Annotated in this window: 22 protein-coding genes and 2 tRNA genes; 14 read left to right on the top strand and 10 right to left on the bottom strand. The window is 41.2% G+C overall.

The genetic code is table 11. From position 1 onward, the window contains the following. Positions 1-42 precede the first annotated feature (42 nt). The 3 genes from H5123_RS02710 to H5123_RS02700 all read left to right on the top strand — a co-directional run bounded on the left by H5123_RS02710 (position 43) and on the right by H5123_RS02700 (position 2,029). Positions 43-118: transfer RNA gene (locus H5123_RS02710), tRNA-Lys, on the top strand. 125 nt (positions 119-243) lie between these two features. Then, positions 244-319: transfer RNA gene (locus H5123_RS02705), tRNA-Lys, on the top strand. 558 nt (positions 320-877) lie between these two features. Then, positions 878-2,029, top strand: a complete 1,152-nt coding sequence (locus H5123_RS02700) for a DcaP family trimeric outer membrane transporter (protein ID WP_182696958.1) — start codon at positions 878-880, stop codon at positions 2,027-2,029. Positions 2,030-2,094: 65 nt separating this feature from the next. On the opposite strand, the gene H5123_RS02695 is transcribed toward H5123_RS02700, so the two are convergent. Further along, complete coding sequence (locus H5123_RS02695; protein ID WP_124015707.1) at positions 2,095-2,355, bottom strand: GrxA family glutaredoxin; 261 nt, start codon at positions 2,353-2,355, stop codon at positions 2,095-2,097. Positions 2,356-2,434: 79 nt separating this feature from the next. After that, positions 2,435-4,186: a DEAD/DEAH box helicase gene (locus H5123_RS02690; RefSeq protein ID WP_182696957.1), complete on the bottom strand. Its 1,752-nt coding sequence runs from the start codon at positions 4,184-4,186 to the stop codon at positions 2,435-2,437. 254 nt (positions 4,187-4,440) lie between these two features. Between H5123_RS02690 and H5123_RS02685 the strand changes: the two genes are divergently transcribed. Next, complete coding sequence (locus tag H5123_RS02685) at positions 4,441-4,842, top strand: hypothetical protein (protein WP_124015709.1); 402 nt, start codon at positions 4,441-4,443, stop codon at positions 4,840-4,842. 122 nt (positions 4,843-4,964) lie between these two features. On the opposite strand, the gene acs is transcribed toward H5123_RS02685, so the two are convergent. Beyond that, complete coding sequence (gene acs, locus H5123_RS02680; RefSeq protein ID WP_182696956.1) at positions 4,965-6,917, bottom strand: acetate--CoA ligase; 1,953 nt, start codon at positions 6,915-6,917, stop codon at positions 4,965-4,967. A 256-nt stretch (positions 6,918-7,173) separates the two neighbouring features. On the opposite strand from acs, the gene H5123_RS02675 reads away from it, so the two are divergent. Both H5123_RS02675 and H5123_RS02670 read left to right on the top strand, forming a co-directional pair. Further along, the gene (locus tag H5123_RS02675) at positions 7,174-10,596 is read left to right on the top strand and encodes a PAS domain-containing hybrid sensor histidine kinase/response regulator (RefSeq protein WP_182696955.1); all 3,423 of its coding nucleotides are present in this window, start codon (positions 7,174-7,176) and stop codon (positions 10,594-10,596) included. A gap of 57 nt (positions 10,597-10,653) precedes the next feature. Next, the gene (locus H5123_RS02670) at positions 10,654-11,253 is read left to right on the top strand and encodes a glutathione S-transferase family protein (protein ID WP_182696954.1); all 600 of its coding nucleotides are present in this window, start codon (positions 10,654-10,656) and stop codon (positions 11,251-11,253) included. A gap of 50 nt (positions 11,254-11,303) precedes the next feature. Here H5123_RS02670 and H5123_RS02665 read toward each other — a convergent pair whose 3' ends face one another. Next, the gene (locus H5123_RS02665; RefSeq protein ID WP_182696953.1) at positions 11,304-11,936 is read right to left on the bottom strand and encodes a LysE/ArgO family amino acid transporter; all 633 of its coding nucleotides are present in this window, start codon (positions 11,934-11,936) and stop codon (positions 11,304-11,306) included. Between the two features lie 158 nt (positions 11,937-12,094). On the opposite strand from H5123_RS02665, the gene H5123_RS02660 reads away from it, so the two are divergent. Continuing rightward, a complete protein-coding gene (locus H5123_RS02660; protein ID WP_182696952.1) occupies positions 12,095-12,988 on the top strand; it encodes a LysR family transcriptional regulator ArgP in 894 nt (297 codons plus the stop codon). Between the two features lie 60 nt (positions 12,989-13,048). Here H5123_RS02660 and bioA read toward each other — a convergent pair whose 3' ends face one another. Continuing rightward, a complete protein-coding gene (gene bioA, locus H5123_RS02655) occupies positions 13,049-14,383 on the bottom strand; it encodes an adenosylmethionine--8-amino-7-oxononanoate transaminase (RefSeq protein ID WP_182696951.1) in 1,335 nt (444 codons plus the stop codon). A gap of 114 nt (positions 14,384-14,497) precedes the next feature. Here bioA and bioB point away from each other — a divergent pair, with 114 nt between their 5' ends. The 4 genes from bioB to bioD are packed head-to-tail and all read left to right on the top strand — an operon-like array spanning position 14,498 to position 18,271. After that, the gene (gene bioB / locus H5123_RS02650; RefSeq protein WP_182696950.1) at positions 14,498-15,550 is read left to right on the top strand and encodes a biotin synthase BioB; all 1,053 of its coding nucleotides are present in this window, start codon (positions 14,498-14,500) and stop codon (positions 15,548-15,550) included. A 6-nt stretch (positions 15,551-15,556) separates the two neighbouring features. Beyond that, positions 15,557-16,717: an 8-amino-7-oxononanoate synthase gene (locus H5123_RS02645; protein ID WP_182696949.1), complete on the top strand. Its 1,161-nt coding sequence runs from the start codon at positions 15,557-15,559 to the stop codon at positions 16,715-16,717. A 56-nt stretch (positions 16,718-16,773) separates the two neighbouring features. Then, a complete protein-coding gene (locus H5123_RS02640; protein ID WP_182696948.1) occupies positions 16,774-17,532 on the top strand; it encodes a methyltransferase domain-containing protein in 759 nt (252 codons plus the stop codon). A gap of 7 nt (positions 17,533-17,539) precedes the next feature. Further along, positions 17,540-18,271: a dethiobiotin synthase gene (gene bioD, locus H5123_RS02635; RefSeq protein ID WP_182697079.1), complete on the top strand. Its 732-nt coding sequence runs from the start codon at positions 17,540-17,542 to the stop codon at positions 18,269-18,271. A gap of 120 nt (positions 18,272-18,391) precedes the next feature. Here the strand turns inward: bioD and H5123_RS02630 are convergent, their stop codons facing one another. The 3 genes from H5123_RS02630 to H5123_RS02620 form a co-directional block, all read right to left on the bottom strand. Further along, positions 18,392-19,417, bottom strand: a complete 1,026-nt coding sequence (locus H5123_RS02630; protein WP_182696947.1) for a GGDEF domain-containing protein — start codon at positions 19,415-19,417, stop codon at positions 18,392-18,394. Between the two features lie 149 nt (positions 19,418-19,566). Continuing rightward, positions 19,567-20,469, bottom strand: coding sequence for a hypothetical protein (locus H5123_RS02625; protein WP_220487531.1), 903 nt, complete (start codon positions 20,467-20,469; stop codon positions 19,567-19,569). A 443-nt stretch (positions 20,470-20,912) separates the two neighbouring features. Further along, entirely contained in the window at positions 20,913-21,341 is a 429-nt protein-coding gene (locus H5123_RS02620) for a DUF413 domain-containing protein (protein WP_124015721.1), read from the bottom strand. Between the two features lie 108 nt (positions 21,342-21,449). Here H5123_RS02620 and hdfR point away from each other — a divergent pair, with 108 nt between their 5' ends. Continuing rightward, positions 21,450-22,304 (top strand): HTH-type transcriptional regulator HdfR, encoded by an 855-nt coding sequence (gene hdfR, locus H5123_RS02615; RefSeq protein ID WP_182696946.1) that lies wholly within the window; start codon positions 21,450-21,452, stop codon positions 22,302-22,304. 17 nt (positions 22,305-22,321) lie between these two features. Here hdfR and H5123_RS02610 read toward each other — a convergent pair whose 3' ends face one another. Then, positions 22,322-22,693, bottom strand: coding sequence for a diacylglycerol kinase (locus tag H5123_RS02610; protein WP_182696945.1), 372 nt, complete (start codon positions 22,691-22,693; stop codon positions 22,322-22,324). Between the two features lie 313 nt (positions 22,694-23,006). On the opposite strand from H5123_RS02610, the gene H5123_RS02605 reads away from it, so the two are divergent. Together H5123_RS02605 and H5123_RS02600 are read left to right on the top strand one after the other, a co-directional pair. After that, positions 23,007-23,855, top strand: a complete 849-nt coding sequence (locus tag H5123_RS02605) for a DNA ligase (protein WP_182696944.1) — start codon at positions 23,007-23,009, stop codon at positions 23,853-23,855. 147 nt (positions 23,856-24,002) lie between these two features. Further along, a complete protein-coding gene (locus H5123_RS02600) occupies positions 24,003-24,488 on the top strand; it encodes a low molecular weight protein-tyrosine-phosphatase (protein WP_182696943.1) in 486 nt (161 codons plus the stop codon). A gap of 74 nt (positions 24,489-24,562) precedes the next feature. Here the strand turns inward: H5123_RS02600 and ylqF are convergent, their stop codons facing one another. After that, positions 24,563-25,504, bottom strand: a complete 942-nt coding sequence (ylqF, locus tag H5123_RS02595) for a ribosome biogenesis GTPase YlqF (protein ID WP_124015726.1) — start codon at positions 25,502-25,504, stop codon at positions 24,563-24,565. Positions 25,505-25,627 lie beyond the last annotated feature (123 nt).

The following is a 25,627-nucleotide window of genomic DNA, read 5'->3' as shown; positions in this document are numbered from 1 at the left end:
CTTTTTCCCCAGTAAGAATAGATGTTCTTGCAAAACCAAGATGGGTCGTTAGCTCAGTTGGTAGAGCAGTTGGCTTTTAACCAATTGGTCGAAGGTTCGAATCCTTCACGACCCACCACTTTTTAAATCGTGGCTAAACAATTTAAATGTTACACCAAGATGGGTCGTTAGCTCAGTTGGTCTTGAAACAGAGACAGTTGGCTTTTTCCCCAGTAAGAATAGATGTTCTTGCAAAACCAAGATGGGTCGTTAGCTCAGTTGGTAGAGCAGTTGGCTTTTAACCAATTGGTCGAAGGTTCGAATCCTTCACGACCCACCACTTTTTAGACCTCTCCGAGTTAAACTCCCATGCCATCAAAGAACAGTCAATTATTCAACGGCTAAAATTGCCAATGAATTTTTCGCCATTTAAATATCAACAGTTGGCTGTCAACCCATTAGCCGAAGGTTCGAGTTCTAGATGAACCACAAATTTAGCATTATTCCCCAAGTTATTTTAAAATATCTCAAATCCCTCGTACTCTAAATCAAAAAATTATCGCCATTGAATTTGATCATAAATATTTTCTAGCTCATCGCTTCAAACCATTCACTGATGGGGGCCTACCATACAATTATTCGATGCTCACGATTATTAAATACTTACTTTGATTAAATTTATTGTGCAATGACCTACAATTTTAGGTCATTAATCTTTTAAATTACTGTCATGTAGAGTCATTAATTTGATATAGAAAAATGATTTAACCTTAAGTATTAGTTCAATTATAAGTATTTACTTGTCTACTTTTGTCTTATAGACCTATTGCTAATGTTATCTGTTTGTTGATTGGTTCATATTGCTGAAGATTAGAACAATATCAATAGGGAGAGAATAATGAGAAAGCAAAAGCTAAGTCTTTATGTTGCAAGCGCTTTGTTAGCGATGAGTGGGGGAGCTCATGCTGCAACCGATATGACTTTTGGTGGCTACATTAAAGCCGATGTAATGTTTAGTGATTATGGCAATGGGGCGCCAGAATCTGGTTCGTTGTCACGTCAGTTTTATGTGCCAGGGACTATTTATGGGACATCTGGAAACGGCCAGCAAGTTGTCGATTTTCAAGCGCGGGAATCACGTTTTAACTTTAAAACAGTTACTGATGTTGATGGCCATAAACTCACAGGTTTTATTGAACTTGATTTTATGACCCATACTGACGGTAACGAGCGAGTCTCTAACAGTTACTCTCCTCGTATACGTCATGCATTTGTCAGTTATGACAATTGGACTGTCGGTCAGACTTGGACTACGTTTCAAAATCCAGGCGCCTTACCGGAGAATCTAGATTTTGTCGGTGCCGCTGAAGGAACACCTTTCGTTAGACAATCACAACTACGTTATACCAATGGTAATTGGCAATTTTCAATTGAAAATCCTGAAACGACTGTAACACCGTTTGGTGGTGGAGGCCGAATCACCAGTGGTAGCGGCGTTGTGCCGGATTTTGTCGGACGTTATAACTTCAGTGCAGCTAGTGGTTCTGCATTTTCAGTAGCTGCTATTGTAAGACAATTAGATTTAGAGCAAGTTGTTGGAGCAACCCAGTACGATACTTCTGAGTTAGGTTATGGCGTTAGCTTTGCCGGTGTTATACCTTTAGGTAAAGATGATATTAAATTTACCGCAACTTATGGGGAAGGGTTAGGGCGTTATATGGCGCTTAATTATGCTAATGCTGGTGTGCTTGATTCCAATGGTGAGATCCAAGCGATTAAATCCTATGGTGGTTTCGTCGCATACCGTCATTGGTGGTCAGAACAATGGCGTTCTAGCTTAACGGTTTCAGGTTTCACTGCAGACAATGATATTGCACTTACTGGCGGGGCTGTTAATAAAGAAGCTTATTCTGGCTATGTTAACTTACTATACTCGCCTTCAAAGCCACTCACATTTGGGGTTGAATATATGCATGCTTTGAATGAGCGCGAAGATGGTTTCGACGGTGATTTGAATCGTATTATATTCTCAGCTAAATACGCTATTTAGCCTATAAACTGATAACAAAAAGGCAACCTTATTGGTTGCCTTTTTTTATTTGAAGCTTTTAATACTTATTTAAGTAGATTGTTTTGGCGAACATAGGCTTCAAATTCAGTGCAACCACCAATTGGTTGTTCGTCAATGAAGATCTGTGGAACAGTTTCAACCGTTTTGCCGACACTTTTTGATAAGTCTGCTTTGGTGATACCTTCGACATGAATATCAATATATTTAAATTTGAAATCCGCACTTTGCGCCGCTAACTTTTCTGATAACTCAACGGCTCTAACACAATATGGGCAACCTGGGCGGCCAAAAATAACTACAAACATGGTGACTCCTGTTTAATGATCTTGGCAATTTATACCATATGTATTTTTCAAATGGTATTTGAACACAATTAATTTTGTTTTAACTCATATCGATTTTATATTTGCCTTGATAGTCAAAAAATGTATCAACTAAATCCCAACGATATTTGTTTTTCTTTAATAATAATAAATCAGGTTTTCTAAATCGGCTTTGATCCGCCAATACATCTGCTACTTTATTATATTGAGGATGCTTAAGACCTGGCGTGCGAGTGTGGCTTAGTACAAATACCGCATAAAATGCTTTGCGTTGTGCTGGTGTCGAAAAGTTAAACGTCTGCTTAAAATCATTACCCTCAATATCAATATATTGAATAAGTAACTTGTTGTCGTGCTCGAGTAATAGCATTTGCTCGCATTTGAATAAATGGTGATGCTGAGCGTTAAGTACTTGCTTTAAGCGTTTATCAGGATCAATTAAGGTTGATTGGCAGGCGTTACAGATACGTGCCGCTATATCATTTTCAGCTCCACAGTCGGGACATGATTTTGACCTGAATCTAAAGTCACATTGCTGGTTGTCACTGATTAATCCTTGGCAGCGTCTTCCATAATGCTCAATTATATCGCCATCCCCATCCACTATCCCCCAAAAGATGTTTGCAAATTGGCATACAGGACAATGCACTTGAACAGGCACTGATTTACTATTGGGCTTGGCTTGGCCAACTTCCGGATAAAAGAGGTCATAACCGTTCGCGGCGTAATCGATGATTAAACAATCTGTTTTATTCGGTGCTAAGCGTAAACCTCGACCAATCATTTGTTGGAATAGGCTCACTGACGCTGTTGGTCTTAATATCGCTATAAGGTCAACATGTGGCGCATCGAAGCCTGTAGTGAGCACTGCTACGTTGACAATGTACTTCAGATCTTGGGACTTAAAGCGTTGAATGATCTCATCACGTGCGTTATGGGGCGTTTTAGCGGTAATTAACGCAGCATCTTTGTCTAAAAGCGCCATCACTTCATTAGCATGTCTAACGGTTGCAGCAAAAATCAATACACCTTTGCGCAGTGCTGCAAGTTGCTTCACCTGTTTGATAATTGCTGTGGTTGCGCGGCCTTGATGATTAAGCAAGGAGTCTATTGCCATTTGAGGGTACTCTCCGCTGTCATTTGGCTCCAGATCACCAAAATCATATTGGGCACTCAGTCCGTCAAAAATTATCGGTTTAGTAAGATAACCTTTATTAATTAATGGCCGCATTGGCAGTTCAAAAATGCACTTGTCAAAAACAGCTGTGTCGGTATTGCCTACTTTTCCATGGTAATGCACACGGTATATCCAGCCTAAACCTAAACGATAAGGCGTTGCCGTTAATCCAAGTAATTTTATATTAGGATTTTGCGCTTTAAGATGAATAAGCAATTGTTGATATTGGCTCGTAGACTCATTACTCACTCGATGACATTCATCGATAATCACTAATGAAAAGGGTTGGGTAAATTTTGTGAGGGCACGAGCCGCTGATTGAACGCTGGCCACTACCGTTTTACCATTGGCTTTCTTTTGATTTAATCCGGCAGAATAGATATTTGCTTCTTGTGTCAGTAAGCCTACCTTTTCGGCATTTTGAGCGACTAATTCCTTTACGTGAGTTAGCACCAGTACATTACCATTAGCAATGCGAGCTAGTTCGGCAATGACGATACTTTTGCCTGCACCGGTAGGAAGAACCAATACTGCTGATTGTTGACTTTGCTTAAAATGAGCAATAGCAGCATCTACGGATTGTTGTTGGTAATCACGTAGGGTTATCTTTGCAGGTTTAACAGATGAGTCTTTCAATTTATTGGTAGTATTATTCTGGTTTGGATAAAGCTTAACATAGGCAAGGATTGATAAACCATATTGTGATGAATGAGCGCTTATTTATGGTAAAGCTAAATCAATAAACCATGGCTAAAGGTGATAAATACACGCTAATAGTATTTTTGCGAGATAAGCGCTGTTTTTTTATATAAGTTGGTGTAAATTCATTTACACAGTCAGATGATACTTATAAAAAAATAATAATGTATTGCCATCAGGAAAAACACTTTATGAAACGTTTACTGTTAGCCGCTCTGTTTATGGTTAGCCACATCGCCGTTGCTGAAGACGCTTTAGTCATAGGTTTATCTATTGAAGAGAGCGTGAAGCATTCTGAAGATTTAACCACGTCGGCATCCAAAATTGTCATGGGATTAAATGATACTGTGTCACTCAATGTTGAAGGTGATTATGGTGTGACAATCGTGTCGACAGAAAATAGCAATAATAAGGTCAATTTGTTGATCAGTTTACGTGATGAATCTAATGACGCTTCGGATTTACTAGGAGATAAAACAATCAGTCTTAAAGTGGGCCAATCAACCAGTTACAAGGTGACATTAAACGATCATTTATATGACATAACTATTGAGACCTCTTATGCTCCACAGCCTAAAACCTTAAACAATTAGTCATAGCGAATAAAACTGTTCAGTCCATTAATCTCAGTTAAAAAAATGCCCCTCAGTGAGGGGCGAAAAGAGAAATTGGTCAGGATTTCTCGGGTGGATAAGGTATTACAAGTTAGTTTATATTACTCAGTTTTGTTTAGGCGTGACTCAATTAACGTATCAATTACAGCAGGATCCGCCAGAGTAGAGGAATCACCTAAGTTGGTCACTTCATTAGCGGCAATTTTTCGAAGGAATCGGCGCATAATTTTGCCAGAACGCGTTTTCGGTAAACCGCTTGCCCACTGAATAAGATCCGGTGTTGCAAGGGCGCCAATTTCTTTGCGTACCCATTGACGTAATTCTTGGCGCAACTCTTCCGTTGGCTCAATCCCACGAGTGAGGGTGACATAAGCGTAAATACCTTGGCCTTTAATGTCATGCGGGTAACCCACAACAGCCGCTTCAGCAACGAGCTCATGCGACACTAGCGCGCTTTCCACTTCAGCAGTACCTAAGCGATGCCCAGATACGTTAATGACATCATCAACACGACCAGTAATCCAATAGTAGCCATCTTCATCACGACGCGCGCCATCACCGGTAAAATACATGCCACGGAACGTTTTAAAGTAAGTTAAGGCAAATCTATCGTGGTCACCATAAACGGTGCGCATTTGTCCTGGCCACGAATCAAGGATAACCAGGTTACCTTCACCGGTACCTTCTACAATATTACCCATGTTATCGACTAGCGCAGGCTGTACACCAAAGAAAGGTCGAGTTGCAGAACCTGGTTTGGTGTCTGTAGCACCTGGTAGAGGACTTATCAGAATACCTCCCGTTTCAGTTTGCCACCAAGTGTCGACAATAGGGCAGTTTTCATGACCGATCACCTCATGGTACCAACGCCATGCTTCTGGATTGATGGGTTCGCCCACAGATCCCATAATGCGTAATGAATCACCTTTATAGCTGCTAAATTGTTCTTTACCCTCAGCCATTAGTGCACGAATTAGGGTTGGCGCGGTATAGAGAATATTGACTTTATGACGGTCAATCATTTCACCTAATCGAGCCGGAGTTGGATGATTAGGTACACCTTCATGAATTAATACCGTCGCGGCATTCGCTAATGGTCCATAGACCATATATGAATGACCAGTGATCCAACCTACATCTGCGGTACACCAATATACTTCGTCTGTTTTATAGTCAAACACATATTCGTGTGTCATTGAGGCATACACCATATAACCACCGGTAGTATGCAGCACACCTTTAGGGTTACCAGTAGAGCCTGAGGTATAAAGTAAAAAGAGTGGATCTTCAGCATTCATTTCAGCGGGTAGACAGAATTCTGAAGCGACTTCCATGAGTGAGTGCCACCAGACATCTCGGCCTTCAACCCAATCGATGCTACCACCAGTACGCTTAAGTACTATGACCTTTTCGACGCAAGTGACATCTGGATTTGATATGGCTTCATCCACACTGCGTTTTAACGGAATTTTTCGGCCACCGCGAACACCTTCGTCGGCAGTAATTAAGACTTTTGATTTACCGTCAATCACCCTTGCAGCAATCGAGTCGGGTGAGAAACCACCAAACACCACTGAATGCACCGCGCCAATGCGAGCACAGGCAAGCATAGCGACTGCCGCTTCAGGCACCATAGGCATGTATATTGTGACGATATCACCTTTATTAACACCTTGGCTTCGAAGGGCGTTAGCAAATTTACACACATCGGCATGTAATTGGGCGTAAGTAATTTTACGTTGCTCATTGGCATCGTCACCTTCCCAAATAATGGCTAGTTTATCGCCATGTTCTTCAAGGTGGCGATCTAAGCAATTGGAAGACGCATTGAGCGTGCCATCATAAAACCAATTGATCGAAAGGTTATGATCATCAAAAGACGTTTGCTTGATTTTGGTATAAGGTTTGATCCAATCAATACGTTTGCCGTGTTCTCTCCAGAAACCTTCTGGATTAATAATGGACTCCTGGTACATTTTCTTATATTGATCGTTATCAACCAGTGCGTTTTCTGCAATGTCACTCGGAACTTTGTAAAGAGACTGCGGGGTCATGGGGCTTCCCTTTCTAAAAATGGCGTGGTTAAAGTATCATCTGCAACAGGCTATCAGCACTATTAGACCTTGGTCTAGTTTTAAAATATCCTTAATATTTAGTCTGTTGCACGTGTTAATATGGTTATAATTGCTACAGAGTTAGTCTGTTATTTATGATGATTCTATTGTGTAGGTTGTTTTATGTTCAATACACGATGTTTTAGGTAAAAATAAAACAGATTTTTAATAATAATAAAGTGATATCGGACGTTTCATGAACTTAACCTTAATCGTTGCCGTGATTGCGGTGTGTTATGTGTCATTGCTGTTTATTTTGGCGTGGGGCGCTGAGAGGTGGTTTAGTAAAATAAACCAAAAAGCCCAAGTATGGATTTATGGGCTCAGTTTAGCTGTGTATTGTTCTTCCTGGAGCTTTTTAGGCACAGTTGGCCAGTCCGCCAATGATTTATGGTCTTTTTTACCTATTTTTATTGGCCCAATATTGGTGTTTACCCTTGGCTTTGGCATGTTACGAAAAATGGTGGTGGTGTCTAAAGCGCAAAACATTACTTCTGTTGCCGACTTTATTGCTGCCCGCTATGGTAAATCACAACTATTAGCGGCGTTGGTTACGCTAATTGCCTTGTTCGGCATCATGCCTTATATCGCGTTACAACTTAAAGCCATGGTGTTTAGTCTTAATTTATTTCAACCTGCTGACAATCCGCTGAGTCCTGTCGCTGTGCCATTATTGATTACCATGTTATTGGCTATTTTTGCCATTTTATTTGGTACTCGTAAATTAGATGCTACTGAACATAATCCAGGAATGATGGTGGCGATTGCCTTTGAGTCACTGGTTAAACTGGCAGCCTTTATCTCTGTCGGTGCCGTGATTAGTTTTGGGGTCTTTGATGGCTTTGGTGATATTTGGCAACAAGCATCAGATAAAGCATTGATCCAAAATAGTCATATCCGTTTAGAGTCTTTCCTACCTGAGTTATTTGTTGGTATGGCGGCGTTCTTATGTATGCCAAGGCAGTTTCATGTGATGGTAGTCGAGTGCGGTGGCGAGCATATTTTAAGAAAATCGCGATGGATATTTCCAATCTATTTAGTCTTATTTGGCTTGTTCGTTGCCCCATTGGCACTCGCCGGTAAGGTGATTTTGGGTGATTCAGTGTCAGCTGATACCTACGTGATTAATTTACCTTTAGCGCTTGATCAACCTGTATTAGCCGTTGTCGCATTACTGGGTAGTTTGTCTGCCGCGACTGGGATGGTGATCGTGGCGGTGGTGACTATTAGCGTGATGGTGAGTAATGAATGGTTGGTGCCATTTTTGTTGCGAACAGGTCAAATACGAGAAAAGAATTTTAGTCAGTTTTCTAAACTGTTATTAAATGTACGCCGTTTATCGATTGTGGTGATTTTAGGTTTTGGTTATTTAAGCTATTTGCTGTTTACCGACCGTGATTCACTTTCACATCTGGGGATGATGTCGTTTGGCGCATTCTCTCAATTAGCGCCTGCGTTAGTGGGGGGATTGTATTGGAAACACGGTAATCGAGCGGGAGTGTATCTAGGCCTTGCTGTTGGTTTTAGTCTTTGGTGTTTTATTTTACTTCAAGGTGCCGGTGAAGCCCGTGTTATTGGTGCAGACTCTGGTTTTTTCAATTCAATCACTCCCAATATTAGCGATACTTTGATTGCCTTATTAGCCAATATTTTTTGCTATGTGCTGGGTTCTATATGGTTTAGAGCGGGCGTTGCTGAGCGTATTCAAGCGAGTCACTTTGTCAAACCTTGGTCATCAAAGCAAGATGCTAAAAAACGCCAAGGGCCTATTTCACAACAAGATTTATTAATTTTGGCCAGTCGGTTTGTGAGTCCTACTCGTGCTTATGAAAGTTTTAGCCGTTTTTCGGCAGATGCGGTTAAAAGTGACAGTTGGTACAAAACGGCTCCAGAAGAGTTAATCGCCCATACGGAACACATGTTGTCGGGTGTGTTAGGCGCATCAAGTGCTTCACTGGTTATGGACTCTGTTTTACAAGGACGTGATTTGGCTCTTGATGAGGTATTCCATTTAGTGGATGAGGCCTCTTCTAAAATTATTTTAAGTCAAGATATGCTGCGAGGTGCAATTGAACACGCTTATGAAGGTATGAGTGTGGTTGATAGAGACCTTAATTTAGTTGCGTGGAATTATCGCTATGTTGAATTGTATCAATACCCAGAAGGCTTTTTACAACAAGGTATGCCAATAGCTGATATTGTGCGGTTTAATGCTCTGCGCGGTTTTTGTGGTACTGGAGACATTGAAAACCAAGTTGAAGTGCGGGTACAACATATGCGAAATGGCACTCCTCATACTTCTGAGCGTGCTCGCCAGGATGGTAAGGTTATAAAAATTCAAGGCAATCCTATGCCTGATGGTGGTTTTGTAATGACATTTACTGATATCACCCAATATCGTTTACAGGAAAAAGCTTTACTGGAAGCTAATGAAACCTTGGAAAGTCGGGTACAGGAGCGAACCTATGAACTGGCGTTATCAAACAGCGAATTATTAGAGGCTAAAGCGCAAGAAGAGCTCGCCAATGCATCAAAAACGCGTTTTTTAGCCGCTGTTGGTCACGACTTAATGCAACCGTTAAATGCTGCAAGATTATTTACTGCATCATTATCGCAATATCCAAATCTCGATTTAGAAGCGCGTACCACATTGACTCATGTCAATAGTTCGCTGAAAACAGCTGGTGAGTTACTAACCGATTTACTCGATATTTCTAAGCTAGACTCTGGCATGGTAGAGGTTAACCGTCGTGATTTTGCGATTGCAGAGATCATTAACGGTTTATCCATTGAGTTTGATGCTATGGCTGCCGATAGTCAAATTTCGTTTTCAATGGTGCCTTGTACTGCGACCGTTAACTCCGATCCTTCTTTATTGCGACGTGTTTTACAGAATTTTTTAACCAATGCTTATCGTTATGCTCGTGGCGGTAAAGTGTTATTTGGTTGCCGTCATCGAGGTGATTTTATTGAGATCCAAGTACTGGATACTGGCTGTGGAATTAATGAGTTTGATATACAAGAAATCTTTAAAGAGTTTAAACGTCTCAATCATCCTAGTAGCCGTAATGTCAGTGGTTTGGGGTTAGGGTTAGCGATTGCTGACAGGATCAGTAAGGTACTTGATCATCAAATACATGTGAGTTCGGCTTTAGGTCGCGGTTCGATATTCTCTATTTCTGTGCCCATAGGTGAAACCATCAGCCAAACAAGCAATAAACCTTTACCAACACTATTGCAGCCTTTAGCGGGAATTAAAGTGCTATGCATCGACAATGAAGAAGCCATTCTTGCGGGATTAGAATCATTATTAAGCCGTTGGCAATGTGAGGTTATTTGTGCCAAAGATCTTGCCGATGCACGGATTAAGTTAGGCCTTAAAGGGGTGGCACCAGACATTATGTTAGCTGATTACCACTTAGACGATGATCAAAACGGTATCGATGCCATGAATGGTATTCGCAGCCGTTATGGGGAGCATTTACCTGGGATATTAATTACTGCCAATACCAATAAAGATTTGGTTGAAGATGTCGAAAGGCAGGGTTATCACTACATGGCTAAAATGGTTAAACCTGCTGCATTGCGAGCGTTAATTTCGAGTCTAGTTAAAAAGTAGGTTTACCCATTTTGGCAGTATTGCTGAGATTAAACATCACCTTAAAAGGATATTAGTATGATTGTGTATGGCGATAGCATGTCGGGTAATTGTTATAAGGTGCAGTTGGTGCTGAATCTGTTAGGTATTGAGCATGTATGGCAAGAAATGAATATCGCTAAAGGTGAAACGCAAACACCAGAGTTTTTAGCTAAAAATCCGCAAGGTAAAATACCGCTAATAGAACTCGATGATGGCAGCGTATTATCGGAGTCTAATGCCATTATGGGGTATCTTGCTGAGGGCTCTATGTTGATCCCAACCGATGCTTATAATAAAGCGAAAATGTACCAGTGGATGTTTTTCGAACAATACAGTCATGAGCCATATATTGCCGTTGCACGCTTTATTCAGTTGTATTTAGGATTACCTGAGGATCGCTTAGCTGAATATCACTCACTGCACGCTAAAGGCCATAAAGCGCTTGCGGCTATGGAAGCTGAACTAGCAAAGCAACCTTTTCTGTGTGGTTCGCAATTTACCTTAGCGGACATTGCTTTGTTCGCTTATACCCATGTTGCCCATCAAGGCGGTTTTGATTTAACCCATTACCCACAGATTAATAAATGGTTACTTCGCATAAAACAGCAAGCTAGCTTTGTGCCGATGAAGCGTTAATTATTTACTGATTTTATGGATATTTTTTGATTTACATGTGTTGTCAGCCGCTATTCGATTATTGGTATTATTGATAAAGTATTAAATACTGAATAGGCGATAAAAAGCATAATAGTGCCGACTAGAGCATCAATCACGCGTTGAACTTTAGGCGTACCTAACCAAGGTGCAAGTTTAGCGGCACCAAATGCTATGGTGTAAAACCACAGTATTGAGGCCAGCATGGTACCAATAGCAAATGCCCATTTTTCGTTGCCATCAAAAGTGCCCCCCACGCTACCGAGTATCATTACTGTATCTAAATACACATGAGGATTAAGCAAGGTGACAGCAAATGTAGTGCCGATAATTGTTTTACGGCTATTGGCCGCTGCAATGTGTGTTGTAACGAGATACTGATTTCTCCACACACTTTTGAACGACAGAACAGCATAAACAACTAAAAAAGTGACGCCTCCCCAACCTATCAGTAGCATTAACCATTCACTACTGGCGATTAATTTTCCTCCGCCAAAAATGCCCAGACCAATTAATAACACATCACACAACATGCAAATTGTCGCCGCGAGAAAATGATGATTGCGTTTTATCCCTTGGCTTAATATGTATGAGTTTTGTGCGCCAATAGGAATAATCATTCCTAAGCCGAGAATAAGTCCTTGAAATAATGCGGAGGTAGTCATGAGTATCCTAGTAACGAGCAATGTAATTAATTGCTAAAGTAGCAATAGTTTTGATATAAATTAAATTAATAATTTTTCTGTTGTATAAGAATAATTAATGAAAGATGTCAAGATACTGGCTACGATGGCTTAAGAGGATTTAATAAGTTGGTAAAATAATGAGTAATCTTGATTATAAATTACTGCAAGCATTGAGCGGTGTGATTAAAGAGCAAAGTTTTGAGCGTGCGGCTGGCGTGTTGTGTTTAACACAATCGGCGGTGTCGCAACGAATAAAGCAGTTAGAACAACAGTTTGCTCAACCAGTATTAATTAGAGGCCAGCCGATTGAAGCCACAGATTTAGGTAAGCAGCTATTAAAACACTATTACCAAGTTGTGCAGTTAGAAGCCGACTTACTTCCTAGCGCTATGCCGCATTCACCCCAAACACCGTTAACCTTGCATATTGCCACCAATGCAGACAGCTTAGCCACCTGGCTAATTCCGGCAATAGCCCCGGTGATTAAGTCACATTTAATAGAGATTAATCTGCTCATTGAAGGTGAAGACCGCACGATTAATAGGTTAAAGGATGGCCAAGCTTTTGGGGCTATTTCTGTGCAATCTACAGCTATTAAAGGTTGCCAATTGGCTCGGCTGGGAAATGTTGACTATCTGTTGGTTGCGTCACCTGAGTTTAGTCGTCATTACTTCCCTAACGGAATTAGTGCTGACAGTCTTAGAAAAGCACCGGGTATCGCTTTTGATCATAAAGACAATATGCACACACGATACATTCAACAGCATTTTGGACTCACGCAAGGTGAATATCCATTACATACTGTACGTTCATCAGATGCCTTTGTGACCATGGCCAAGCACGGTGCGGCATATGGCTTAGTGCCAAAAACGCAAATTAAACCAGAGCTGGCTTCAGGTGAGTTAGTGCATATATGTAAAGAGCATATCATCACTGAAACGCTTTACTGGCACCATTGGATTTTACTTAAAGGTGTTTATAAAGACGTTTCAGATGCGATTGTTGCCCACGCTCAAGCGGTATTAGATTAAGCGAAACAGAGTCTTACCTAAACTGAGTCTTACCCAAATCTGAGATTAGCCCAGCTTTGATTATCCATGGCTAATCAAAGTTTGATTATCTTCACTGGGGACAATGGTGTCGGCAACAGATAACATGGCAGAGGTTAATTGGGTTAATTGTTCTGCGCTAATGGTATATGGCGGCATGATGTAGATATAGCGACTAAAAGGCCTTACCCACACACCTAAATCAACAAAGGCTTTTTGCAAGGCTGCGGTATTAACTGGCGAGAGCATTTCTATCACTCCAACACTGCCGAGCACTCTCACATCTTTTACCTGCTTTGACGCCATGGCAGCGGGCAAGGTGCGTGTTAAATGTGCCTCAATATCTTTTACCTGCTGTTGCCAATCACCTTTAAGCAGTAAGTCTAAGCTGGCGGTTGCTGCTGCACATGCCAACGGGTTACCCATAAAAGTGGGCCCATGCATAAACACGCCAGCGGGTGAATCACTAATACCACAGGCCACTTCGTCACTGCATAAGGTGGCAGCAAGACTAATATATCCACCAGTTAAGGCTTTACCAACACACAAAATATCGGCCTCAATATTGGCATGCTCATAAGCGAATAGGGTGCCAGTACGGCCAAATCCAGTGGCTATTTCATCTAATATGAGTAACACATCATATTGGTCACAAAGTTGGCGCAGTTTAACCAGATAAGCAGGGGAGTAAAAACGCATTCCGCCAGCACCTTGCATGATGGGTTCAATAATTACCGCGGCGATATCTTGGTGGTGTTGTGTAAATGCGGCATCTAACGCGAGTGTATCGGTTTGATTAAGCGGATCATTAAACTTAGACGTTGGCGTAGGGATAAATACTTGTTTAGTCACATTGTTGCCAAACATGGTATGCATTCCACCGTCTGGGTCACACACGCTCATCGCTGCAAAGGTATCACCGTGATAACCACTTTTTACGGTCATAATGCGTTGTTTTTGCTGCTGATTGCGGCCTTGCCAATATTGCAGCGCCATTTTTAAGGCGACTTCAACTGCAATCGAGCCAGAATCGGCTAAAAATACTTTGGTTAAATTGGCGCTGGTCATCTGCACTAAACGTTTTGATGTCTCAATAGCGGGTTGGTGGGTTATGCCGCCAAACATGACATGACTCAGTGTTGACAGCTGTTGTTGCATTGCAGCAACAATGGTCGGATGACTGTAACCGTGCACACATGACCACCATGAACTCGTGCCATCAATAAGCACTTTACCGCTGTCTAATGTCAGTTCACATCCCTGGGCCGAAACGACGCCATATACAGGCAGAGACTGGGTCATCGAGGTATAAGGGTGCCAAATGTGTTGTTGATCGAAAGCGTAGTCGATAGTGGTGTTTGTGTCGGAAAATGCCATAATTATAGGTGCTCGTTTTTTGACCGCTAGTAAAGCGTGAAATGGTTACTGCGTTGACAGTTTACGGACTCAGGGTATCCTAGCCAACATAAAATCAAAATAAAGGAATGATCCATGTCGTTAGCTGAAGTTCGTCACGATTGGCAAAAAACAGAAATCGAGGCATTATTTGCGTTGCCTATGAATGATTTATTGTTTAAAGCCCACAGTATTCATCGTGAAACATTTGACCCTAACGAAGTGCAGATCAGTCGTCTTTTATCGATTAAAACCGGTGCATGCCCAGAGGACTGTAAATATTGTCCACAAAGTGCGCGCTATGATACCGGTCTAGAAAAAGAACGTTTACTTGAAATTGAAAAGGTATTAACCGAGGCTAAAAGCGCTAAAGCTGCTGGTGCATCACGTTTTTGCATGGGCGCTGCTTGGCGCAACCCGCGTGACAAAGATATGCCATATTTAACACAAATGGTAAAAGATGTCCGTGCTTTGGGCATGGAAACCTGTATGACATTAGGCATGCTATCGCCTGACCAAGCCAGCAGATTGGCTGATGCTGGTTTAGATTATTACAACCATAACCTTGATACCTCACCAGAATATTACGGCGATGTTATCACCACTCGTACTTATCAAAGTCGTTTAGATACGCTGACAAACGTGCGAGCTTCTGGGATGAAAGTCTGTTCTGGCGGGATTGTCGGTATGGGCGAACAAGCCACCGATCGCGCAGGTTTATTGCAGCAACTTGCTAATTTAGAACAACATCCAGATTCGGTACCGATCAACATGTTAGTAAAAGTGGCCGGTACACCGTTTGAGAATATTGATGATCTTGACCCGCTTGAATTTGTCCGCACCATAGCAGTGGCTCGGATTATTATGCCTAAGTCGCGGGTGCGTTTGTCTGCCGGACGTGAAAGTATGAGTGATGAACTGCAATCCATGTGTTTCTTTGCGGGGGCTAATTCAATTTTCTACGGTTGTAAGCTATTAACTACGCCAAACCCAGAAGAAAATGATGACATGAGTTTATTCCGACGTTTAGGGTTACATCCTGAGCAAGGTCCACAAGCCAACATCGAGTCTGATAGCGCATTATTAGCCAAAGCGAGTGCTAAGCAAGATAAGTCGACTAAGCAGTTCTTTGATGCAGCTGCGCTATAATTTTACATGATGTTATTAGGCCAGACTGATATGGGGCAGCACCCATTAACCGAGCGGATAAGTAATAAGCTTGCTGATCTGCAGGCGGCAGGCCTTTTACGCCAACGACATGTGTCGGAAACCAAGCCACGTGTAATGGTTGATTTTAGCCATAATGATTACTTAGGCTTAGCCCATGAACCTGCTTTAGTTCAAGCTCTGTATGCTGGAGCGCAGCAGTATGGTGTTGGCAGTCGTGCATCACCTCTTGTTAGTGGTTATAACCAAGCCCATTTTGCCCTTGAACAGCGTTTATGCGAGCTGACGGGGCATCAAGCGTGTATGTTATTTAGTTCTGGTTTTAGCGCTAACAACGCGTTAATGAAAACCTTGTTTAGCAACAAGGATACTGTCTTAGCCGACAAGTTAGTGCATGCCTCAGTAATTGATGGCTTAAAAGACAGTGGTAGTCAGATTCGGCGCTTTTTACATAACGATGTTATTAGTGCAACGCGACTGATCGAGCGCAACCCTCATACAGCTGTGGTTACTGAAAGTGTATTCAGTATGGACGGTGACATTGCCCCGATAGCTGAATTATCTCGCTTATGTCAGCAACATGATTGTTGGCTGATTGTCGATGATGCCCATGGCTTTGGGGTATTACCAAGCTCGTTTGTTAATGCCAATAATGTGGATATTCAGGTGGTGACATTCGGCAAAGCATTAGGAGGTCAAGGCGCGGCAATTTTAGCCTCTAAAAATGTGATTGATTACTTAGTGGCAACCTCACGTGAATATATTTATTCTACCGCGTTATCGCCCGCAAATGCTCAGTTGGCATTAGCGGCGATTAATTGGCAGCAAGACCATCCACAGTTATTAACACAATTAACGGCAAACATCGCCTTATTCAGGCAAGTTGCACTTGAGCATCAACTTGAGATCACGCCTTCAATGACAGCGATCCAGCCGATTATGATTGGTGATAATCATCGCGTTTTAGTTATTGCTGAGCACCTAAAACAACAAGGTTTTTTGGTGGGGGCTATTCGCTCACCAACGGTGCCAGTCGGGCAGGCCCGTCTTCGTATTACGTTAAATGCACAGCATCAAGCCAGCGATATTTGTGCACTGGTTAGTGCAGTGGTCCAGCTTATTCAGCACAATGATGTTAATGATATTTAGTAAGCAGCATTAGCACTCAGGCAGTAGCTAAATAAATCGTATCTTTGAGAACCCTCATGACGTTAGATAACTCGGTTGCAAACAAGTTTTCAAGAGCAGCACCTATGTATAAGCAACATGATGTGTTGCAGCGTATGAGTGCTCAGCAATTATTACAGCATGCCAATTTATATGGCACTCTACTTGATATTGGAGCCGGTCCAGGTACATGTTTTAAAGCTTTCAATGACGTGAAACAGGTTATCGCGGCAGATATTGCGCATGGCATGCTAACGCAATTGGCGCAACAGTATTCTGATTACTTATGCCTTTGTTGTGACGCTCAAGCGCTGGGTTTACAAAGTGCATCTATTGACAGCATTTATTCCAATTTAGCTTTGCAGTGGTGTCAGACGCTACCCAAAGCTTTTAATGAATTTCATCGCGTATTACGAGTGGGCGGTGAATGCCATCTCAGTGTTGTTATTGATGGCAGCTTGGCTGAATTGCAAACGTTAGGGTTTCACGTCAATCAATTTCACTCGGTATCAGCCCTTAAGTCTGCTTTTATCACCTCGCAAACAATGCCTCCTGATTGGGATAGTATCGATATCCAGGTTGAGACTATTACGGTTTATTTTGCCGACTTACGTAGCTTACTTTATTCAATTAAAGGGGTGGGGGCATCCAGTGCTCAAGCAGATGAGGAAAAGCAACGCGCAGTGTTGAGCAAACAACAATGGCAGCAACGGGTTGCATTAGCTGAAACCTTACGTACCGACAAAGGTTTACCATTAACTTATCAAATTGCGTATATCCGCGCTAAACGAGGCTGAAGCTATGCTGTATTTTGTGACTGCAACAGACACTGACAGTGGTAAAACGCTAATTTCAGCGGCACTTTTATCTAAGGCCACAGGTAATAAGTGTGGCTTTAAACCTATAGCATCAGGGTGTGAGTCTACAGAAGATGGCTTGCGCAATAGCGATGCCATGATGCTAATGACCCAATCTAATATGGATTTGCCATATCAAAGTGTTAATCCTATTTGTTTTGCCCCAGCAATTGCACCGCATATTGCCGCTAGGCAAGTCAACCATACTTTAACTGCCCAAGGTGTTCTTGACACTATGTACCACTCGGCGATGCAAAGTGCTGATTTTGCCTTAATTGAAGGTGCAGGTGGTTGGCGTTTACCATTGGGTAATGGCGAATATTTGTCTGATACAGTTAAATTATTGCAAGCTAAGCTGCAAAATACTAAACCACAAACTGAATTAGTCAATCACATGAATTACCCATCAGATTGGTCATCGAGAATCGACGTTATTCTCGTCGTAGGCATGAAGCTAGGTTGTTTAAATCATGCCTTATTAACTCAAGAAGCACTGCTAGCAGATGGATTAACGATAGCTGGTTGGGTTGCAAATCAGGTGGATCCTCACATGGCTTTTATTGATGATAACCTCGACAGTTTAAAGCAAATAATGACAGGTCCATTTTTGGGATATGTGCCTTATTTGGCTAAGCCGACGGCGATTAATGCCGCCCGTTACCTGCAAATGCCTCGCTAATTCAAATATCGACATAATCGTCAATATAAGGCCCAACCTTTGTCACGCATCATGCTGTAAGAGCAAAGTGATGAGTCATAAAAGATGGGCTAAAAAATCAATTTATTTTACTTATAATAACTAGTTTGCAATCGGCATCACGCGATTTCTACCTAGGCGTTTTGCATCGTAAAGTAGCTTGTCAGTTGCCTCAATGAGTTGCGATACATTTTGTTTAGGTTTCCATTCTGCCACCCCAAAAGAGGCGGTTATTGAGTCAATTACTTTATCGCTACGTCGATCTTTGACACTGAGCTTCTCTATGGCTCTACGTATGCCTTCGGCCAGCTGCCTGGCTACCCTAAACTGACTATTGGGAACGATAATAGCAAACTCTTCGCCACCAAAACGGTACAATTTTACTCCGTCACGACACGCCTCTTGGGTCCGCTTAGCCACTGTTTTTAGGACTAAATCGCCGAGTTGATGGCCAAAACTATCATTGAATATTTTAAAGTGATCAATATCAATTAAAATTAAACAAGTACCTACAGGTGATGAGCTTACTTGCGCTTCTATATCAGTATTAAATGCGCGGCGATTTAATACATTGGTTAATGCATCAAATAGCATGTCTTTTTCAGATGCGGCTAAACGTGTTTTTAGAGTATCAATTTCAGATTGTGCTTTTTGTAGCTGTTCAGTAAAACTGACAGTGCTAGAACGAATACTGGAAGATTCTTTGACAATATTTCTAACAATGCCAATAACTTGTTCAAGTGAGAAGCCTTGATTTTCAAGATCACTTAATTTTTTAAAATCTTTATCAATTTGCTTCTGAAATGTTTCAGTATCTAAATTAGTGTCTTTGAGTGATTGGGATAATTCACATACCATAGCATCTAAATTTTTACGCATATCACGCACATCAAGTTCTACAGGATCCGCAACATATTTACGATAAATTAGCTCGCTAGTTACTGGTGAACATGTTTGATTTTGTTTGACTGCGGTATCTAACTCTTGATTCAGTAAGGGGTTTTGTTCACCCACATAAGCATACCAAAGTGCATAGTTTGTTGGTGTGGTAGGGATTTTATATTTTAACATTAACGGAACCGCTTTTTTTAAATTGGCAGCAGCGGTTTGCAATAGCGTGTTAGACATTATGTGCCTCATGAACTGGGCTGAAAAAGACTTTTAAAATCTATAGTTAAATAAATATAGCAATAATAGCAGGGGTTATACCATCCTATTATGAGGATACAAATTAAAAAAAAGCACCCTAGGATGCTTTTTTTGTAGATAACGTGATATTAAAACACATAAGAGACAGCAAACATTGGCCCAGTAAAGCTGTAGTTAATATTATAGTCAAAGGTACGTTGCTCAATATTGCCGATATTACGTGTCTTTTCGATAGTAACGTCGACATCATAGTAGTTATATGCCAATTTTAGCGACCAGTTATCACAAATTTTTGCTTCGACCCCTAAACGGACATCGACAAGCGATCCATCTACATCATCATATTTGATTGAAAAGTAATGCGCATGAGCATCAAATATCCAGCCAGGGTAAAACTCGTAAGATCCATAAAGACCGATATCAGGCAAAGGAGCCGTTATCGTTTCATCGATAATTTCTGGCGTTGCTACTGAATTACTGCATAAGGTTGAATCTGGAACACAGATGCCTATGGTGCCTTTAAAGGCCGTTTCGATAAACATGGCGTGTAAACCTAGCGACACACCAACCGCGTAATTTGTACCTTGCCAGACATCATACCCGTACCCTATACGCAAAATGTCTATATTCAGTAAGGTATTGAGTTTCGAGCCAGTTTCAATCAGGTAATCTTTACCATCAATATCTTCAAGAATAAAATCTTGTGATACCGTTTCTGTATCTGCTTTGCGATCCAACGATTTCCAATCAATATAAATGTTGTGGCGTTGGTTGAAAGAAAAGGTAAATTCAAAATAGGGTAAGTATTGTGCTTCAGCTAGAAGAAGTTCGTCTTCAAAGTCCACCGGGAATGTACCGCCGGTTTTAGGGTTTGTGGCAATAAAGTTTGAATCGGAGTTGGCATAAAACATACCGATATCAAGAGTATATCCATCAGTAAAAGTTGTGCTTTGTATTGATGGCTCGGACTCAGCATAAGCCGTTCGAGTGATGAGTATCAACAATACTATATAAAAAAAAGATCTTATCATTGAAACTCCGCACTTATTATTTTTACTATCACAAGATATGCGTCTTCATATGATGTTGTTGTCAAATCTAATCCCTAATCTATTGTATGCAGATATCCAAAATAAGAATTATCAAATGCATACTCAAAAACATCAAATTTATATAAATAGGACCAACCGTTCATTAGCCATACTAGCACTTTGTTACTAGATGTGAAATATTTGTATGTGTTTATTGCGCTAAATCAAGTTTTCAGCAGTAGTTTGAAGTCAAAGGCGCAAAAGCAATCATTTTGACTGCAAGGCCTTATGGGGTTGGGCGTCAGAGTGTTGGCGTTACAGTGGTGAGTGGCAGTAATGTGGCAAAACGAAAAGTAGAGTAGAATATTGACCCTACTTCTTCGTTAGATATGTAGCGTAAGTGTTAACGTTTGCAGGCGTTTGTTTTAGTCACTAACCAGAGTTTATTCTGGCTCGTCGGTGTCAGAAACTTCTTCTTCAACATCGTCAAATTCAATTTCAACTTTAGAACTTGCTGGCGCATGAATAGTACCAACGACAGCATAAAACGGCTTACCTTTTGCTAGACGGCAATACTTAGACCACAATAACTCCATTGGTGTTGTTGCGGGTAACATGCCTTGAAGAACGCGAATAAACTGGTCTTCGTCAACATTACAAGGTAATTGCGAGCCATCGGCTAGATTTTTCATTGCTTGACCGTGTTGTTCAAGCAAGTCAGCTTCCTTACTGGTAAAATCACCACAACGCTTAAACCCCATAGGGAAATTCGCGTCATCATAGAAGCGTTTAGTTGACTGAAAACTGTTGCTATGACCATTGGAGTTAGCATCAATACCTTGTTTTGCATTGATAAATGATTGCTGAGACATGGCTAATACCTTCTAAATTGTGAGATATAAACATTTGCAACTGGAGTATTGGCTAGTATTATCATTTTTTAAATCAAAATATTTTGTCCTTAATGGTAAAGAATTTTTATGGATACAGATTTATTAAAAACCTTCTTAGAAGTATCTCGTACTCGACACTTTGGTAAAGCGGCTGAAAATCTCTACCTTACCCGAAGTGCTGTTAGTTTTAGGATAAAACAGCTAGAAGGTATTTTGGGGATAGAGCTGTTTGAACGTTTGCGTAACAATATTCAACCTACCCCAGCAGGTGAGAGAATGTTGGGTCATGCTGAGGCGGTGCTTAATGCCTGGGAGAGGGCAAAACAAGATATTATTTTGAATCAGCAGCACAATGCTCAGTTGGCTTTATCGGCTGGTAATAATATTTGGGATGCTTACTTACAAGGTTTTTTACAGCCACTGCATTTAGGTTTGGAAGGTGTTGCTTTGAGGACTGATGTTTTGTCTGCATCAGTGATGACTCGCCAGCTTATTGAACGCACTTTAGATATTGCGATTACCTTTGATCCTCCAAAACTTGATGGGGTCACATTAGTTAAGCTTGCTCAAGTAAAACTGTATCTAGTGTCCAAACAGCAGGGCGTTAAGCTGGCTCAAACGGCTAATTTACCTTATATAAAAGTCGATTGGGGCACAGCCTTTAATATCACTCACGCCCAAGATTTTACCATGTTGCCTTTACCTGTACTGCATACCAGCTCAGCTCGCATGGCATTGGATTTTATGTTGAATAATAGTGGCTGTGCATTTTTGCCTGAAGCACTCATTCAACCCTATTTAGATAATGGCACTTTATCTCGCGTAGATGATGCAAAATGTATCTATCGACATGTGTATGCTGCTTATTGGGCTGAAAATGAAAGGCTTGCCTATATTGAACAAGCTATTTCAATGTTAACAACAGCTAAACTCACGGTTTAGTATTTACTGGGCAGTTGTTAGAACACTAGTGGCCAAATAATTATCCCCCAGGTGATAGTACACAAGACGAGACTGATGAATACTGCTGCTGAAGCAATATCTTTCGCTTGACCACTAAGAGGATGAATTTCATCTCCGACGCGATCTACAACTGCTTCAATCGCAGAGTTTAATAATTCGACAATTAAAACAATTAATAGGGTCATGATAAGTAGAATGCGTTCAGTTGCACTGATATTGAGTAATAGTGCAACAGGGAACATTAAGCCGGCCAGTAAGGTTTCTTGTCTAAAGGCGGCTTCATGTTTCCATGCAGACTTTAGCCCCTTCATTGAAAATCCCGTTGCTCGAAAAATGCGCTTTAGACCATGATTATTCTCAGGTTTCATTAAGTAAATTATCTTTTTGGTTTTAATTGTGCAGATTGTAACATTCCATTCATAGGCTTCCAGCAGTAATTTAACTTTTTGATGAGTTAAAGTTACAAGATAATAGCGATTTCAATCATCAATAATGTCCTCAGTCGGTGTTGATTCTACTCGTCTTTCCCTTCAGCTTAAGTGGATAATTCTTAATTTTGTACTAAGCTTAAGAAGGTTTAAGTCAAGGTCGTGCTAATCATAAAATTAATGCCAGTTTATGATTCTTATTGGTAATGAGTGGCCACCTTGATATGGATTTGATTAATTGCAAGGATTGCATATGTCTAAGATACCCTCGGTTATATTTTCACTGATGATTGCACTGTATAGTTTAACAACGCACAGTGCTGTTTTATCTAAACCTCCCATCCAGTTAGCAACACAATATCAACCAGATATTACCGTCGCTGAGTATTTAGTCAGTGAAAAACTTGATGGTGTGAGAGGTTATTGGGATGGTCGTCAAATGCTGACTCGTAGTGGTCGAAAAGTGGTCTTACCAGCATCATTTACCTTGGGCTTTCCTGAAGTGGCTATTGATGGCGAACTCTGGTTAGGGCGTAATCAGTTTGAGCATATTTCAGCATTAGTTAGGCGTCTGGATACATCCGCTGAAGATTGGCAACAAGTAAAGTTTATGATGTTCGACTTACCAGATCATCCTGGCACTTTTGTTGAACGCTATTTAGCGATGCAAAAATGGGCTGAGCAAACTGATCCCACTCATTTACAGGTTATTAAGCAGGACACAGTAGCGACAACAGAGGCACTGTTCGATCGACTTGATAGTGTTGTGAATGCCGGTGGGGAAGGATTAATGTTACATTTTAAACAAGCTCATTATGCCGTGGGGCGCAGCGAGTATATTGTTAAACTCAAACCTAAATACGATGCTGAAGCCGTGGTCATTGGTCATACCCAAGGAAAAGGTAAATATCGAGGTCAATTAGGCGCGTTAATTGTAAAAACGCCAGCTGGAATTGTGTTTAATATTGGCAGTGGTTTTAGTGATAAACAGCGAGAAAATCCGCCGTTAATTGGTTCAGTCATTACTTATCAGTATTTAGGCTTAACTCAAAAAGGCACTCCAAGGTTTGCTAGTTTTTTGCGCGAACGGCCATCACAATAGTCAGCTCTTTTACATTAACTCAAATGTCACTGTGCCTGCACATTACGCTTGAGTTAACATGAGTAAAGTCGAGCTGGTGGATACACAATGACAAATCAGATCGTTAACTCTGTGCTGCATGCAATCTGGATATAATGGCGATGATAAATGATGGATGATAAATATCTTTTGAACGTTCACTCTGTGCTATTCGTCTGTATGGGCAACATTTGCCGTTCGCCAACAGCAGAGGCTATCTTTAGGCAACTAGCTAAGCAGCATTCACTTCAGCTTGAAATCGATTCTGCCGGCACCATCGCCTATCACCAAGGTCATTCTCCTGATCGTCGCAGCATGATTGCAGGCCATAAGCGTGGACTTGATTTTACCGATATGAAGGCTCGACAGGTCATTGATGCTGATTTTGAGCACTTTGATTTAATTTTAGCGGCAGATGTTTCTAATTTAGCTGAGTTAACTGAGCGATGTCCTGTGCATTTACGGTATAAGTTACATTTGATGTTAAGCTTTGGAGACTCTGCGGTTAAAGAAGTGCCTGATCCATATTATGGTGGGGAAAAAGGGTTTGAGAGGGTTATTGACTTGCTTGAGGCTAGTTTAACGGCATTAGCAGTATCACTAGCTTCACATTGAAATGTATCACTATGACAATAAGTTTTTGAATGACTAGGCCGTATATGTATTAACAACCTAGTCGTGGATCGGGCTTAATCGTTATAACGTTTGCCAGATCGTTTTAGTTTCTCTTGTTCTATCTTTTGTTGTTTGATCAGTTCTTTTTCAGCCAGCTTACGCGCGACTTCAACTTTTTCGACTTCAGCCATTGCCGGTGTTTCAAGGCTTAATAAGCCAATTTTACCTGAGCGGTACTCATGCAGTAATAGTTCAGAGACCTTATGGTAATCAACACGCCCACCAGGACGGAGTGCTCCGCGAGAACGGCTAATGGCTTCGAGTAATTCAATATCACTGTCAGGCAGCGATTTAAGCTTATAACGCTCGCAAATTTCGTCGGGGTAGGCTTTAAGAAAATAAGCTGCAGCAAACATGGCCACATCTTCGTATTCCATTGCTGTGTCTTTAATTGCACCAGTGACCGCTAGGCGATAACTGCTGGCTTCGTTATCGACTTTAGGCCATAAAATCCCTGGCGTGTCTGACAAAACGATACCGTTACGTAAGTTGATCCGTTGCTGATTTTTAGTTACCGCGGGTTCATTACCTGTTTTAGCAATAGTGCGGCCCGCTAGGGTGTTAATAATTGTTGATTTACCGACGTTAGGAATGCCCATTATCATGGTACGAATATCTTTTTCCATGGTGTCACGGTGCGGCACTAGTTTGCGACAAAGATCAGGAATACTTCTTACCATTCCCGGTTGTAGGGTGGTGATTGCCGATGCCTGTACACCTTGCTCACGCTCTAGGTATTCAATCCACTGAGCCGTAATTTCTGGATCCGCTAAATCAGATTTATTGAGCAGTTTAATACAAGGTTTATCACCGCGAAGTTGTGACACCATAGGGTTTTCACTGCTGTATGGAATACGTGCATCGAGCACTTCAATAACGAGATCCACTTGAGGCATCGCCTCCTCGATCTCTTTACGTGCTTTGTGCATGTGTCCTGGATACCACTGAATTGCCATGATGTTGCCTTATAAATCGGAGAGTAAATAACAATAAATACAAAAGTGATATTCTACCTCGTAAGTGGATTAAATGCATAAAAAAAGCGCCTTAAGGCGCTTAGTATCGTTGTTAAATACACT

This window comes from Shewanella sp. SR43-4 (genome assembly GCF_014163845.1).
Lineage (GTDB): Bacteria > Pseudomonadota > Gammaproteobacteria > Enterobacterales > Shewanellaceae > Shewanella > Shewanella vesiculosa.
This window is presented reverse-complemented; position numbering and strand designations above follow the sequence as displayed.

What these genes read in the sequence shown, in the direction of transcription:
- H5123_RS02700 (WP_182696958.1), top strand. Translation starts at nt 878, where the DNA reads ATGAGAAAGCAAAAGCTAAGTCTTTATGTTGCAAGCGCTTTGTTAGCG.
- H5123_RS02695 (WP_124015707.1), bottom strand. Translation starts at nt 2,355, where the DNA reads ATGTTTGTAGTTATTTTTGGCCGCCCAGGTTGCCCATATTGTGTTAGA.
- H5123_RS02685 (WP_124015709.1), top strand. Translation starts at nt 4,441, where the DNA reads ATGAAACGTTTACTGTTAGCCGCTCTGTTTATGGTTAGCCACATCGCC.
- acs (WP_182696956.1), bottom strand. Translation starts at nt 6,917, where the DNA reads ATGACCCCGCAGTCTCTTTACAAAGTTCCGAGTGACATTGCAGAAAAC.
- H5123_RS02675 (WP_182696955.1), top strand. Translation starts at nt 7,174, where the DNA reads ATGAACTTAACCTTAATCGTTGCCGTGATTGCGGTGTGTTATGTGTCA.
- H5123_RS02670 (WP_182696954.1), top strand. Translation starts at nt 10,654, where the DNA reads ATGATTGTGTATGGCGATAGCATGTCGGGTAATTGTTATAAGGTGCAG.
- H5123_RS02665 (WP_182696953.1), bottom strand. Translation starts at nt 11,936, where the DNA reads ATGACTACCTCCGCATTATTTCAAGGACTTATTCTCGGCTTAGGAATG.
- H5123_RS02660 (WP_182696952.1), top strand. Translation starts at nt 12,095, where the DNA reads ATGAGTAATCTTGATTATAAATTACTGCAAGCATTGAGCGGTGTGATT.
- bioA (WP_182696951.1), bottom strand. Translation starts at nt 14,383, where the DNA reads ATGGCATTTTCCGACACAAACACCACTATCGACTACGCTTTCGATCAA.
- bioB (WP_182696950.1), top strand. Translation starts at nt 14,498, where the DNA reads ATGTCGTTAGCTGAAGTTCGTCACGATTGGCAAAAAACAGAAATCGAG.
- H5123_RS02645 (WP_182696949.1), top strand. Translation starts at nt 15,557, where the DNA reads ATGATGTTATTAGGCCAGACTGATATGGGGCAGCACCCATTAACCGAG.
- H5123_RS02640 (WP_182696948.1), top strand. Translation starts at nt 16,774, where the DNA reads ATGACGTTAGATAACTCGGTTGCAAACAAGTTTTCAAGAGCAGCACCT.
- H5123_RS02630 (WP_182696947.1), bottom strand. Translation starts at nt 19,417, where the DNA reads ATGTCTAACACGCTATTGCAAACCGCTGCTGCCAATTTAAAAAAAGCG.
- H5123_RS02625 (WP_220487531.1), bottom strand. Translation starts at nt 20,469, where the DNA reads ATGATAAGATCTTTTTTTTATATAGTATTGTTGATACTCATCACTCGA.
- H5123_RS02620 (WP_124015721.1), bottom strand. Translation starts at nt 21,341, where the DNA reads ATGTCTCAGCAATCATTTATCAATGCAAAACAAGGTATTGATGCTAAC.
- hdfR (WP_182696946.1), top strand. Translation starts at nt 21,450, where the DNA reads ATGGATACAGATTTATTAAAAACCTTCTTAGAAGTATCTCGTACTCGA.
- H5123_RS02610 (WP_182696945.1), bottom strand. Translation starts at nt 22,693, where the DNA reads ATGAAACCTGAGAATAATCATGGTCTAAAGCGCATTTTTCGAGCAACG.
- H5123_RS02605 (WP_182696944.1), top strand. Translation starts at nt 23,007, where the DNA reads ATGTCTAAGATACCCTCGGTTATATTTTCACTGATGATTGCACTGTAT.
- H5123_RS02600 (WP_182696943.1), top strand. Translation starts at nt 24,003, where the DNA reads ATGATGGATGATAAATATCTTTTGAACGTTCACTCTGTGCTATTCGTC.
- ylqF (WP_124015726.1), bottom strand. Translation starts at nt 25,504, where the DNA reads ATGGCAATTCAGTGGTATCCAGGACACATGCACAAAGCACGTAAAGAG.